Origin of the sequence: Silvimonas sp. (genome assembly GCF_031291215.1) — a bacterium.
GTDB lineage: Bacteria > Pseudomonadota > Gammaproteobacteria > Burkholderiales > Chitinibacteraceae > Silvimonas > Silvimonas soli.
In genome coordinates, this window is the sequence record NZ_JARLJK010000144.1 from 25,730 (window position 1) to 38,682 (window position 12,953).

Consider the following 12,953-nt stretch of genomic DNA (forward strand, 5'->3'; position numbering starts at 1 on the left):
ACGTCGTTGGTTAGCCTTCAATATGTAATGTGCTGGCGCTGCTCAACACCACACCACGGGCAAGGTGGGCAGTGACACGCCACCCCTCGCCACCTTCCAGCGTGACCTGCGTGCTGTTCGCCCTGCACTCACACCCACTTCCCGTACCTAACATCTGCATTGCGCCATCAAAACAGAACTCTGAGCAAAGGCGCGCTAATCCGGGAGGACGTCGGCCTCTAACGATAACTGGCTGTGGCTTTGCCGGATTACCGAAAACGCTCGAAACGGTTAATTTCGGTGCGTTTCGGCGTAATCACCGAAAACCGAAATAATTCCCGCCCCTGAAGGGGGGGCGGGAATTTCGGGGACTAAGATTGGCCGTTCCGCTTTTCGCTCTGCTTATAAAGCCCGAACAGGCAGGGCAGATAAGCCCCCGGTTTCGACGCATGCCAAAGAGGCAGATAGTAGCTTTAATGCGACTGGCCCAGAAAACCTACAGAACGAAGTGCCAGAAAGCCCACAAGATTAGAAATGGCAGACAGATGGCTGATAGCGGTATGGCAAAGACCAGTAGCACGGGGAATACGCGCACCATAAAAATATACATGAATGCCAAAAACAGCGCCGCCGCCACTACCAGCCCTAGCACCACCCAAACCCAGGGATAAGGCGTATTGGCTTTATGCTGGGCGGCTATCGCCGCGACGGCGGCGGCATTGTCGGCATATTTTTTTTGTGCTTCCGGGCCCGTCTGTTCTTCAATCTCTTTCTTGATGATTTTATCTATCGCGTCTTTAGCGGCCTGGGCATTTTCCTCGTATTTTTGCGCTTCAAGAGCCCGCGAAGCCATTCGGGCAGGGTAGCCATCTTCATTCATGAACTTGTCTGTCGCTTCGGCAAATGGGTCGGGGTCTGATTCGCTGCCGGACGCAGTGCGCGCCATGCGCGGGCCGTTTTCGTCGTTGACCAACACGTAGCGCGACTCCGCAGCGTAACGTTCACGCTCGGCGGCTGTGACACGCTGGCTCAACTCTGATTCGCTCGGGGGTGTGAAACCAAATTCAGTGTCAGGGGCCGCGTATGCAGCTGATACCATTGCCAGCAGCAGGCCCAGAACAGCTGCCATGGTCAAGTATGTAAATCGTTGCATTGTTAACGTCTTTGAAATTCGTGTGGTTTTACCACCTAAACAGCGACGATACAGTGATATCGCTGCACTATCGCAGCGCTGTAAATATTTGCCTCAACAGGGTGGTGATGAGCGGCAGTGCAGCTCCGCGTCTAATCCGTCATGTTCTAAGTCTGAAGGCACCGTCGAAATATGAGGCTATTGCGGCAATCTAGTGTTGATGCCGGTTCGGGAGCCCTCAGAGCAGCCGCAGCATTTAGAATGGCGCTCATAAACCGGCAACACTCGTCGCACCCCAAGCATCATAGAAATTGCATTTTTTACAATCAGGGCAAAGTAGCTTCCTGCCCTGTGCAATGAGGGGCAATCGCATGTCTGCAGATAGCAAACCCGGCGTATCGCGCGATGTTCCCGCGCAGACTTCCGGAACGACCATTAGCGGATGCAGCAGTGGACCCGCAGCTCGCAAAAACGGCTTGGAGATGGTGCGTCAGCCCGGCGAAACGGATATCGCTGCGCTGGCACGAACCGCCTCCAGTGCGATAGTCCGGGGTTCAATGACTGGCCGCGAGTTCAGTCTACCCATGTTTGGCAGCGATACAGACCTGACCGCTTATATGGGGGCGCTGCAGCAGCAGGCCGATGCGGTGAAAGCGGGCGATACGGCGGGCATTGAAACTATGCTGGTTACCCAGGCCAATACGCTGGACATGGTTTTCAACCGGCTGGCGCTGCAGGCCGTGCAAAACCCGCTGATGCAGCAGATGGACACGCTGATGCGGTTGGCACTTAAGGCACAGTCACAATGCCGCTCCACCCTGGAAGCACTGGCCGACATCAAGAACCCGCGCCCGGTAGCGTTCGTGAAACAGGCTAACATCGCCCACGGCCCGCAACAGGTAAACAACGCCCCACCCCACGACACCGCTGCGACTGAACCCGCCCATGCTGGCGCTGATGGTGGCGAAGGGTTCGCGCACGGAAAAACAGAAAAAGTATCAAACGAACTATCAGGAGGTGGGCGTGAGCTACAAGCGAACCCCGGAACACCGGGCCTTGCGGGCTGCGTTGATACGGCAGTGGAAGCCATGGCAACACGCCACAGGGCCACAGACAGTGACCGGCAAACAGGTCAGTGCCTGCAATGCCTGGAAACACGGCATGCGCTCACGGGCGATACAGGATGAACTACGCACACTACGGGCGCTGGTTCGGTCATGTACTGACCGTTTAATCTGACCCCTGCTATCTCACCCCAGCCACCAAACTAACGTGGCACTTTTTGTTGGTGCCCGGGTCGGGCTACGCTTTGTGGGGTCCGTGAAAAGCCTACACAGTGCCTACATGAACGCCAGAAAGCAAAAAGCCCAACCTTGAGGGCTGGGCTAAGTGCTTGATAATACTGGTTGCGGGAACAGGACTCGAACCTGTGACCTTCGGGTTATGAGCCCGACGAGCTGCCAACTGCTCCATCCCGCGACAGAGAAGAAGAGTATGTCATGGATATTGCAATGCGTCAACACCTACATGACTTTTAGTTTTATAGCTCTTGTTCAACGCCTCCACCCTTATGTGTTTGGACTAGCCGTTCCCGCAGAAATTTCTTCTACCCGATGACAGGCAATCTGCCGACCGGCAAACGGGCGCAGCAGCGGCACTTCTGCTTTACAACGCGCCTGGGCATAGGGGCAGCGGGTATGAAAGCTGCAGCCACCAGGAGGGTTGATTGGCGAGGGCAACTCGCCGGTCAGCTTCACCCGCGTCTGCCGATCTTCATGGCGGATGGCCGGGGTGGCCTGCATTAGCGCGCGGGTGTACGGGTGCAGCGGGTTGTCAAAGACCGCCGCGTTGGCACCGTATTCCACGGTAGAACCGAAGTACATCACCATCACATCGTCAGCTACGTGCTCCACCACAGCCAGGTTGTGGCTGACAAACACGTACGCGGTGCCGAACTCTTCTTGCAGATCCATAAACAGATTGAGAATCTGCGCCTGAATGGAGACATCCAGCGCCGAGGTCGGCTCATCGGCCACCAACACTGCCGGGTTGAGGATCATCGCGCGGGCGACGGCGATACGCTGGCGTTGGCCGCCAGAGAACATATGCGGATAGCGGTGATAGTGTTCCGGGCGCAAACCAACCCGTCGCATCATGTCGCGCACTTTGGCTTCACGCGCTTTGGCATCCAGACTGGTATTGAGCAGCAACGGTTCTTCCAGTTGCGTGCCCACCTTCTTGCGCGGATTGAGCGACGCGTATGGGTTCTGGAATACCATCTGCACCCGTGGACGCAGGCCACGCAGGGTGGTTTTGTCGGCAGTTGCGACTTCCACCCCAGCAATATTGAGCGATCCGGCCGACGGCGTTTCCACCATGGTCAGCTGCCGCGCCAGCGTGGATTTGCCACAGCCCGATTCGCCAACCACCGCCAGCGTACGATGCGCTGCGAGTTCGAAGCTCACGCTATTGAGGGCTTTCACTGTCGCGTGACCGCGCAAAAAGCCGCGTGATACCTGGTAATGCCGCGAGAGTTCACGCGCGATCAGAATCGGCGCTTCGCCAGTGGGGGCGGGTGCGCCTGGATGCGATTGATGCCAGGTTTGAGTGAGTTGATTAGCCATAAATCGGTTTTCCTGCGTCATCAAGCGGGAAGAAACAGCGCGTTAACGCAGCTTGGGCGGGAATAAGCTCCGGGTGCTGGGCACGGCAACGGTCTTGCACATACGGGCAGCGCGGAGACAACAAACAGCCAGCCGGGCGATCATATTGACCGGGTACCACGCCGGGCAGCGTGTTCAGACGCGCCGCACCCTGGCTGTGTTCTGGAATGGATGACAGCAACGCCTGAGTGTATGGATGGCGCGGCAAGTCAAAGATGGTCGGAATCGGGCTCTGTTCGACCACTTCACCGGCGTACATCACCACCACACGCTGCGCCACTTCGGCCACCACGGCCAGATCGTGGGTGATCAGAATAAGACCCATGCCCTGACTCTTTTGCAGATTCACCAGCAGTTCCATGATCTGCGCCTGCACGGTCACATCGAGCGCGGTGGTTGGTTCATCCGCAATCAGAAACTTGGGATTACAGGCGATGGCCATGGCGATCATCACACGCTGGCTCATGCCGCCGGACAACTGATGCGGATACGCGGTCAGGCGCGATTTGGCGTCGGGGATTTCGACCAGTTCCAGCAACTCCAGCGCGCGTTTCTTGAGCGCTTCGCCCCGCAGTTCGGTGTGTTGCTTGAGCGTTTCGATAATCTGATAACCCACCGTGTAGGCCGGGTTCAGGCTCGACAGGGCGTCCTGGAAGATCATGCTGATATCGCGACCGACAATCTTGCGTTTGTCGCGCGGCTTCATGTTCAGCAGGTCTTTGCCATCAAACACCAGTGAATCCGCAGTAACGCGACCCGGAGCGTCGATCAGCCCCATCAGCGCCAGCATGGTCACGCTCTTGCCGGAACCGGATTCACCGACAATGCCGACGATCTCGCCCGCATCCACACTCAAGCTCACGTTGGATACGGCGCGGAACGGGTTGGCCGCACTGCCAAATTCAACAGACAGATTTTTGATTTCAAGCAGTGCCATTACGCGAGCCTCTTCAGTTTCGGGTCCAGCGCATCGCGCAGACCGTCGCCCATCAGATTGAGCGCCAGCACGGTAATCAGAATGGACAAACCAGGCATGGTCACCACCCACCAGGCGCGCTCGATATAGTCACGCGCGGCGGCCAACATGGTGCCCCACTCCGGCAGTGGCGGTTGCACGCCCAAGCCCAGAAAACCCAACGCAGCGGTATCGAGAATGGCGGAAGAGAAACCCAGCGTGGCCTGCACGATCAGCGGGGCCATGCAGTTGGGCAGCACAGTGTTGAACATCAACCGCAGCTTGCCCGCGCCCGACAACCGCGCCGCAACCACGTAATCCTTGCCCAGTTCAGTCATGGCCGACGCACGCGTCAGCCGCACATACGATGGCAAGGTCACAATCGATAGCGCCAGCATGGTGTTGACCAACCCCGGCCCGAGTACAGCCACAATGGCAATGGCCAGCAGCAAAGACGGCAGCGCCAGCATGATATCCATCAAGCGCATGATGGCCGTGCCCAGCCAGCCCGGATAAAACGCCGCCAGCAAGCCCAGCGCAATGCCCGGGATCAGCGAGACGACCACCGACACCAGACCAATCATGAGCGACAACCTGGCGCCGTGCATCAAGCGCGAGAGGATGTCGCGACCCAATTCATCGGTACCGAGGAAGAACGTGGCATGGCCATCGTGCGTCCACGACGGCGGGGTCAGCATGAAATCGCGGAATTGTTCGCTGGGGCTGTGCGGTGCAATCAGCGGCGCCAGCACAGCGGCCAGAACCAGAATCACCAGATAGATCAGCGCAATCAGCGCGCCGCGATTGGCTTTATAGGCCAGCCAGAATTCGCGGATTGGCGTGGGGTGGTGCAGTACCTCTGCCACCGGCACCGCTGCTGCGGTTTCTGCCACGGTTTGAGTTGTTGTTTCGGCCATGCCCTGTTACCTCGCGTGGCGAATGCGCGGGTTGATGACGCCGTACAGCACATCAACCAGCAGGTTTACAAAAATGATCAGTGTGGCGATCAGCAAGATGCCGCCCTGTACCACCGGGTAATCGCGGGCGCCAATGGCGTTGATCAGCCATGAACCCACACCCGGCCAGGAGAAGATGGTTTCGGTCAGTACGGCACCGGCCAGCAATGTGCCGACCTGCAAACCAATCACCGTCACCACCGGCATCAGTGCATTGCGCAGTGCGTGAACCAGCACGATGCGGGTCATCGACAAACCCTTGGCGCGCGCGGTTCGGATGTAATCCTCACGCAGCACTTCCAGCATGGATGAACGCGTCATGCGGGCGATCACCGCCATCGGGATCGTACCCAGCACAATCGACGGCAAGATCAAATGCTCCAGCGCAGATTTGAAGGCGTCCATGTCGTGCGCCAGCAAAGTGTCGACCAGCATCAGGCCGGTGACTGGCGGCACGTCATAGAGCAGATCGATGCGGCCCGAAACCGGCGTCCAGCCCAGTTGCACCGAGAACAGCATGATCAGGATCAGACCCCACCAGAAAATAGGCATGGAGTAACCGGCCAGCGCCACGCCCATCACGCCATGGTCCGCCACCGTGCCACGACGTACTGCGGCGATGATGCCCGCGGCCAGGCCCACGATCAGTGCAAAGATCATGGCGCAAATGGATAACTCCACCGTGGCGGGGAACAGCGTCAGAAACTCATGCATCACCGGCACTTGAGAGCGTACCGAAAGGCCCAGATCACCATGCACGGCATGGACCAGGTAATGCCAGTATTGAAGATAAAGCGGTTGATCCAGCCCGAGGCGCTGCATGGCCTCGCGGTAGAACACCGGGTCAACGTGACGCTCGCCCATCATCACCAGAATCGGGTCGCCCGGAATCAGGTGAATCAGCGAAAACGCCAGCAAGGTGATGCCCAGAAAAGTCGGAATCACCACGCCTATGCGACGCAGCAAAAATCGGATCATGTGTGCGTACTCGCAGATACAGAAAATACAGAAACCGGAAATCCGGCCAGCACAAAGCGTTTTTTCAACATCGCTGACTAACCAGAACGTCGGGTTATAGCCGGTTGGCCGCCCGCTGTCATATGAGTTTGTTCAATTCATTTATACAGGTTTTTCGGGCGGCCCATGGACGACAAAGCCGGCCCCGCAGAAGCACCGGGCCGGCCTGTCGCGTATTACCCAAAGCCGTTACTTCAGGCTCACACCGTAGAACGAATTCAGACCAAACGGGCTGATTTTGAAGCCATCCACTTCTTTGCGCATCGGCTCATAAACAGTCGAGTGGGCCACCGGGGTAAACGGCACTTGCTGCTTGAAAATCACCTGGGCTTGCTCGTACAGCTTGGTCCGTGCGGCCTGGCTTGGTTCGGTACGGGCTTTCACGATCAGATCGTTGAAGTCTTTTTCGCACCATTTGCCAAAGTTGTTACCATCCACCGCTTCACAACCCAGCAATGTTCCCAGCCAGTTGTCCGGATCACCATTGTCACCAGTCCAGCCGATCAGCATTGCATCGTCTTCACCAGCGTGAGCGCGCTTGATGTATTCGCCCCATTCGTAGGTCACGATCTTGGCTTTGACGCCGATCTTGGCCCAGTCATTCTGGATCATTTCGGCCATCAGCTTGGCGTTGGGGTTGTACGGGCGTTGTACCGGCATGGCCCACAGGGTGATTTCAAAACCGTTAGGCATACCCGCCTTGGCCAGCAGCGCCTTGGCCTTGGTCACATCGTTCGGCGCGTCTTTCAGGGTCTTGTTGTAAGACCACTGGGTCGGCGGCATCGGGTTGGTAGCCAGCTGGCCAGCACCTTGATAGACGGCGTCGATAATGGCTTTCTTGTTGATGGCCATATCCAGCGCCTGGCGCACTTCCAGCTTGTCCAGCGGCTTGTGGGTTACGTTGTACGACACATAACCCAGATTGAAACCAGCCTGGCTTGGCACTTTCAGCGCCGTATTGGCTTGCATGGCTTTCAGATCAGCCGGACGCGGGTAAGACATGATCTGGCACTCACCCTTTTGCAGCTTCTGATAGCGCACGGACGGGTCGGTGGTAATGGCAAAGATCAGCTTGTCCAGCTTCACTTCGCCTTTACGCCAGTATTCGGTATTGCCGCTGTAACGGATCACGCTGTCTTTTTGATAAGCGTTGAAGATGAACGGGCCGGTACCGATCGGTTGGGTGTTGATCTGGTCTGCCTTGCCTGCCTTGAGCAACTGGTCAGCGTATTCAGCCGACACCACCGAGGCAAAAGACATTGCAATGTTCTGCAGGAAAGCGGCGTCACCCTTCTTCAGCGTGATCTTGACCGTGTACGGGTCAACCTTCTCTACCTTCGTAATGTTGGTATCCATACCCATGTCAGATGCATAAGGATATGAGGCGTTAGTCGCCTTGTTGAAAGGCAGGTTTTTGTCGGTCAGCCGGGCGAAGGTAAAAATCACGTCGTCCGCGTTGAAGTCACGCGTGGGCTTGAAATAGCTGGTGGTATGGAACTTCACACCCTTGTGCAGCTGGAATGTATAAGTCAGCCCATCGCTGCTGACTTCCCATTTGTCCGCCAGGCCTGGGCGAATCTGGGTGGAACCCGGCACAAACTCAACCAGACGGTTGTAGATGGTTTCAGCCGAGGCATCAAAGTCGGTACCGGTTGTGTAGCGCGCCGGATCAAAGCCCGCCGGGCTGCCTTCCGAGCAGTAAATCAGTGTTTTGCCTGCGGCCATTACGCCACCTGCGCTCAGTGCCAGCACCGATGCAAGTGCAATACCTGCTTTGATCTGCTTCATGTTAGCTCCACCTCCGGTTTAAAAAGAAAAGCCCCAATAACAAGGACAGTGGGCGCAAATCGTAGACACGCAGCGCTACGACACCATTCGGAATAACCCCTATTGGGCAATATTTGTTGATGGTTATCAAACCAGACTAGCAGCGGCAGGAGCAAATGCAAAAAACCGTGGCTGCCAGCAGGCTTACCACGGTTTTCCATCTTCATGACACTAGTTACCGCGTGAAGTCGCGAGCCAACCGGGAAAATCCCGGTGAACCCGCCTCAAAAACGCACCAGATCAGTGCACCAGATCGCGATAAGCACACCAGGTTGCGTGCCCCAAAAGCGGGAAAATCACGACCAGACCTACCAGGTAAGTGGCGAATCCGATGGCGGTCAGCACCACAATGATCGCGGCCCAGACCAGCATGGCAGGGATGTTTTCTGCCACCACCCGTACGCTCGTCACCAGAGCGGTAATGCTGTCGACTTCACGATCAGCCAGCATCGGAATCGACACGGCTGCGATGGCGAATACCACACAGGCCAGCACCAGGCCGGTCAGCGACCAGGCAATGGTGAACCCAAGGTATTCCGAGGTCAGCGCATGGGTGAAGAACTGCATGCCAACCGCTTCACCACCATAAAACAGCGCAAACAGAATGGCCGAAATGCGCTCCCAGCACATGGCGATAAAACCCAGAATGACGCCCATGAAGGCAATCTGGCCCACGTTGCGCAGCAGATCACGAATGGATTGCGCAAAGGAGGTCTCCCGTCCTTCTTCACGTTCCTTCGTGAGTTCGTAAATGCCCGCCGCACCCAACGGTGCCAGCAGCAGAAAACCGGTAATCGCAGTTGACGACAAATAGGCGTAGTTCGCCGCAATTTTCATCACAAGAAAACCAATCAGTGCAATTACGACGCCGTAACCTAAACTGGGTAGCGGGTGCGCCTTGAAGTCGATCCAGCCTTGTTTTAACCAGTAAAAAGACCGCAACGCACCCACCTTGCCGGTTTCGGGCATGGAGAAATGATCGTCGAGTCCGTGCAAGTGCAAGTCCATGATTTTTGTCTCCTCTTTGCGGGCATTTCCCTTCACCCGTAATTCATGATTACGTCAACCCCGCACAAAAAGAGACACTTGTCCGATGAGCGGTGCAGCAAAAAGGTGCGTTTTGCATCAATGGTTTGCGGCAGATTAAAAATTTGCTACCTTTTGTAAACAAAACCCGGGAAAGCTGGCTGAAAACAAAGTCAGTACCTACAAGAGCCTGTCCGCAAGTGAACGCAAGCACGAACCATCGGTAGTAGTGCCCGTTTTAAAGTTCGGTAACAGCGCAGTGAGCTGTTGCTCTACTGAGACACTCATTACCTTCAGTTGCTTTGCCATTCATCTGCCATCAGGCGAGAAACGCACTACTGGAGGTTTTAGATGCTGCTCAGGCGACTTTGTGTCGCGCTGGCCTGTACGCCGGCGTTTGCATTTGCTGAAAGTTTGTACACGTTCCAGACTCCGCAATCCTCCATCGCCAGCCGCATCAGCGACCTTCACACGTGGATCATGTTGATCATCGTTGTGATCTTCGTGATCGTGTTCGGTCTGATGTTCTACTCGATTTTCAAACACCGGAAATCGACTGGCCACGCTGCCAAACATTTCCACGAAAACACCGCCGTCGAAATTGCCTGGACCATCATTCCGGCGCTGATCCTGGCCGTTATGGCCTGGCCTGCCGCCAAACTGGTGCTGGACCAGAAAGACACCCGCGACCCGGACGTCACCATCAAGGCCACCGGCTACCAGTGGCAATGGGGCTACGACTATCTGGACTACGGTTTCGGTTTTCGCAGCCATCTGGCTACGCCGCGGTTGCAGATCGACAACTACACCGGGGACGTCGCCAAAAACCAGCAATACCTGCTGGAAGTGGATGAACCGGTGGTGGTGCCTGTCGGCAAGCGCGTACGTGTGCTGACCACCGCCAACGATGTGATCCACAGCTGGTATGTGCCGGCGCTGGGTGTCAAACAAGATGCCATTCCCGGGTTTATCCGTGACACCTGGTTCACTGCCGACCACATTGGCACCTATCGCGGCCAATGTACCGAGCTGTGCGGGCGTGACCATGGCTATATGCCGATCGTCGTGAAAGTGGTGAGCGACGCCGACTTCAAGACGTGGGTAGGCGTACAACAGGCAAAAGCCAAAGCAGCAGCGGATGACCCGAACAAGAAGTGGACCAAAGACGAGTTGATGGCTCGCGGCAAAACGGTGTTCGAATCCAACTGCGCGGCGTGTCACAAGATTGACGGCAAGGGCGGTGGCGCGTTCCCGGCACTGGCTGGCAGCAAGATCGCCACCGGACCGAAAGACGGGCACATCCATATCGTGCTGACTGGCAAAAATGCGATGCCTTCGTGGGCGGGCTTGTCCGACACCGAGATCGCCGCCGTCATCACCTACGAACGCAACAGCTTTGGCAATACGGACGGCGACTTTGTGTTGCCGGCTGAAGTCAAAGCGGCCCGCAAGTAATCAGGGAATCAGGGACACAACACCATGACCACTGAACACGTTCTACCGCGCGATGCCGCTCCTCATGACACCGCGCATGGCCACACCGGCCATGAAGATCATCACCACGGCGCGCAAGCAGGCTGGCGTCGCTGGGTGTACGCCACCAACCATAAAGACATTGGCACCATGTACCTGTGGTTTGCCTTCAGCATGTTCTTGCTGGGCGGCACCTTTGCCTTGGGCATCCGCGCCGAGTTGTTCCAGCCAGGTTTGCAGTTCTGGCAACCGGAGTTCTTTAACCAGCTGACCACGCTGCATGGCGTGATCATGGTGTTCGGCGCCATCATGCCGGCGTTTACCGGGCTGATGAACTGGATGATTCCGCTCATGATCGGCGCGCCGGATATGGCGTTTGCCCGCATGAACAACTGGAGCTTCTGGCTGCTGCCACCGGCGGCGCTGTTGCTGATCATCTCGCTGTTTGTGCCAGGCGGCGGCCCCGGCGCGGGCTGGACCTTCTACCCGCCGCTGTCGGTGCAACTGGGTGCGGGGATGGACTTCGGTATCTTCGCCATTCACTTGATGGGGCTGTCTTCCATCATGGGCTCGATCAACATCGTCACCACCATCCTGAACATGCGCGCACCGGGCATGACGCTGCTGAAAATGCCAATGTTCGCCTGGACATCACTGGTCACTGCCTATTTGCTGATTGCCGTAGCGCCCGTGCTGGCTGGTGCGGTGACGATGCTGCTGACGGATCGACACTTTGGCACGCACTTCTTCAACGCCGCTGGCGGTGGTGATCCGATCCTGTTCCAGCACGTGTTCTGGTTCTTTGGTCACCCCGAGGTCTACATCATGGCGCTACCCGCGTTCGGCGTGGTGAGCCAGATTCTGCCGACTTTCAGCCGCAAGCCGCTGTTTGGTTATGTGTCTATGGTCTACGCCGTGTGTGCCATCGCCATTCTCAGCTTTATGGTGTGGGGCCATCACATGTTCGCGGTGGGCTTCCCGGCCACGGCGCAGTTGTTCTACATGTTCATGACCATGCTGATTGCCGTGCCGACCGGCGTGAAAGTGTTCAACTGGATCGCCACCATGTGGCAGGGCTCGATGACGCTGGAAACGCCGATGCTGTTTGCGATTGGCTTCTTGTGCCTGTTCACCATTGGCGGCATGTCCGGGCTGGTGTTGTCGCTGGCGCCGGTCGATATCCAGTTGCACGGTACCTACTACGTGGTGGCGCACTTCCACTACGTGCTGGTGGCCGGTGCGCTGTTCAGCCTGTTTGGCGCCACCTATTACTGGCTGCCCAAATGGTCTGGCTATATGTACAACGAGCGCATGGGCAAGATCCACTTCTGGTGGTCGATGATTGCTTTCAACATCACTTTCTTCCCGATGCACTTTCTGGGACTGGCCGGCATGCCACGGCGGATTCCGGATTACGCGCTGCAGTTCACCTTCTTTAATGAAGTGGCTTCGGTCGGCGCCTTCCTGTTCGGCTTTGCACAGATTTTCTTCCTCTACAACGTGATCCACACCATTCGTGGCGGCGTCGGCCCTGCTCCGGCCAAACCATGGGACGGCGGCACCACGCTGGAATGGGAAGTCGCCTCGCCCGCTCCGCACCACACCTGGGAAACCCCGCCGGATGCAGCACTGGTCCAGCGTGGTCTGGTGGCGCAAGGGTTGGAACATAACTGAGGCGTGAGGATGTGTAGTTGTAGGGTGCGCATTCATGCGCACCATGAGGGCAACAGCAACTGAACGCGTTCGCAAGCGAAGCTTGCAAACCCTACGGCGCTGAGCGGGGATGAATGAGATGGAGAACGCAATGACCCACGAACAACCTGAGCGCCGTCGCAACATCCGGACGGCATTGATCCTGGCCAGCATTGCCCTGGTGTTTTTTGCCGGGATCATGGTGCGGCATTGGTTGTTTGGTAACTGACACC

11 protein-coding genes and 1 tRNA gene are annotated in these 12,953 nt (G+C 57.0%); 4 read left to right on the forward strand and 8 right to left on the reverse strand.

The genetic code is table 11. The annotated features are described in order from the left end of the window. Nucleotides 1-475 precede the first annotated feature (475 nt). On the reverse strand, nt 476-1,132 hold the full coding sequence (locus tag P4L78_RS19330) for a hypothetical protein (RefSeq protein WP_309330027.1): 657 nt from the start codon (nt 1,130-1,132) through the stop codon (nt 476-478). 350 nt (nt 1,133-1,482) lie between these two features. Between P4L78_RS19330 and P4L78_RS19335 the strand changes: the two genes are divergently transcribed. Further along, the gene (locus P4L78_RS19335) at nt 1,483-2,298 is read left to right on the forward strand and encodes a hypothetical protein (protein ID WP_309330029.1); all 816 of its coding nucleotides are present in this window, start codon (nt 1,483-1,485) and stop codon (nt 2,296-2,298) included. Nucleotides 2,299-2,514: 216 nt separating this feature from the next. Here the strand turns inward: P4L78_RS19335 and P4L78_RS19340 are convergent. From P4L78_RS19340 to P4L78_RS19370, 7 genes are all read right to left on the reverse strand, one after another. Further along, nucleotides 2,515-2,590 (reverse strand) — tRNA-Met (locus P4L78_RS19340). 89 nt (nt 2,591-2,679) lie between these two features. After that, nucleotides 2,680-3,735 (reverse strand): peptide ABC transporter ATP-binding protein, encoded by a 1,056-nt coding sequence (locus tag P4L78_RS19345; protein WP_309330031.1) that lies wholly within the window; start codon nt 3,733-3,735, stop codon nt 2,680-2,682. Beyond that, on the reverse strand, nt 3,728-4,711 hold the full coding sequence (locus tag P4L78_RS19350; protein WP_309330033.1) for an oligopeptide/dipeptide ABC transporter ATP-binding protein: 984 nt from the start codon (nt 4,709-4,711) through the stop codon (nt 3,728-3,730). Before P4L78_RS19350 ends, P4L78_RS19345 begins: the two co-directional genes overlap by 8 nt. Continuing rightward, nucleotides 4,711-5,646 (reverse strand): ABC transporter permease subunit, encoded by a 936-nt coding sequence (locus tag P4L78_RS19355; RefSeq protein WP_283151180.1) that lies wholly within the window; start codon nt 5,644-5,646, stop codon nt 4,711-4,713. The genes P4L78_RS19350 and P4L78_RS19355 overlap by 1 nt, the downstream gene beginning before the upstream one ends. 6 nt (nt 5,647-5,652) lie before the next feature. Beyond that, nucleotides 5,653-6,663 (reverse strand): ABC transporter permease subunit, encoded by a 1,011-nt coding sequence (locus P4L78_RS19360; protein ID WP_309330035.1) that lies wholly within the window; start codon nt 6,661-6,663, stop codon nt 5,653-5,655. A 228-nt stretch (nt 6,664-6,891) separates the two neighbouring features. Beyond that, nucleotides 6,892-8,490 (reverse strand): ABC transporter substrate-binding protein, encoded by a 1,599-nt coding sequence (locus tag P4L78_RS19365; RefSeq protein ID WP_283151182.1) that lies wholly within the window; start codon nt 8,488-8,490, stop codon nt 6,892-6,894. 279 nt (nt 8,491-8,769) lie between these two features. After that, nucleotides 8,770-9,537 carry a DUF2189 domain-containing protein gene (locus P4L78_RS19370; protein ID WP_283151183.1) on the reverse strand — a complete coding sequence of 256 codons (768 nt, stop codon included), beginning with the start codon at nt 9,535-9,537 and terminating at the stop codon, nt 8,770-8,772. Between the two features lie 369 nt (nt 9,538-9,906). Between P4L78_RS19370 and coxB the strand changes: the two genes are divergently transcribed. From coxB to P4L78_RS19385, 3 genes are all read left to right on the forward strand, one after another. Beyond that, nucleotides 9,907-11,010, forward strand: a complete 1,104-nt coding sequence (gene coxB / locus P4L78_RS19375) for a cytochrome c oxidase subunit II (protein ID WP_283151184.1) — start codon at nt 9,907-9,909, stop codon at nt 11,008-11,010. A gap of 24 nt (nt 11,011-11,034) precedes the next feature. After that, nucleotides 11,035-12,702, forward strand: a complete 1,668-nt coding sequence (ctaD, locus tag P4L78_RS19380; RefSeq protein ID WP_283151185.1) for a cytochrome c oxidase subunit I — start codon at nt 11,035-11,037, stop codon at nt 12,700-12,702. Nucleotides 12,703-12,832: 130 nt separating this feature from the next. Further along, nucleotides 12,833-12,949 carry a cytochrome oxidase small assembly protein gene (locus tag P4L78_RS19385; protein ID WP_283151186.1) on the forward strand — a complete coding sequence of 39 codons (117 nt, stop codon included), beginning with the start codon at nt 12,833-12,835 and terminating at the stop codon, nt 12,947-12,949. The last annotated feature ends 4 nt before the right edge of the window (nt 12,950-12,953 follow it).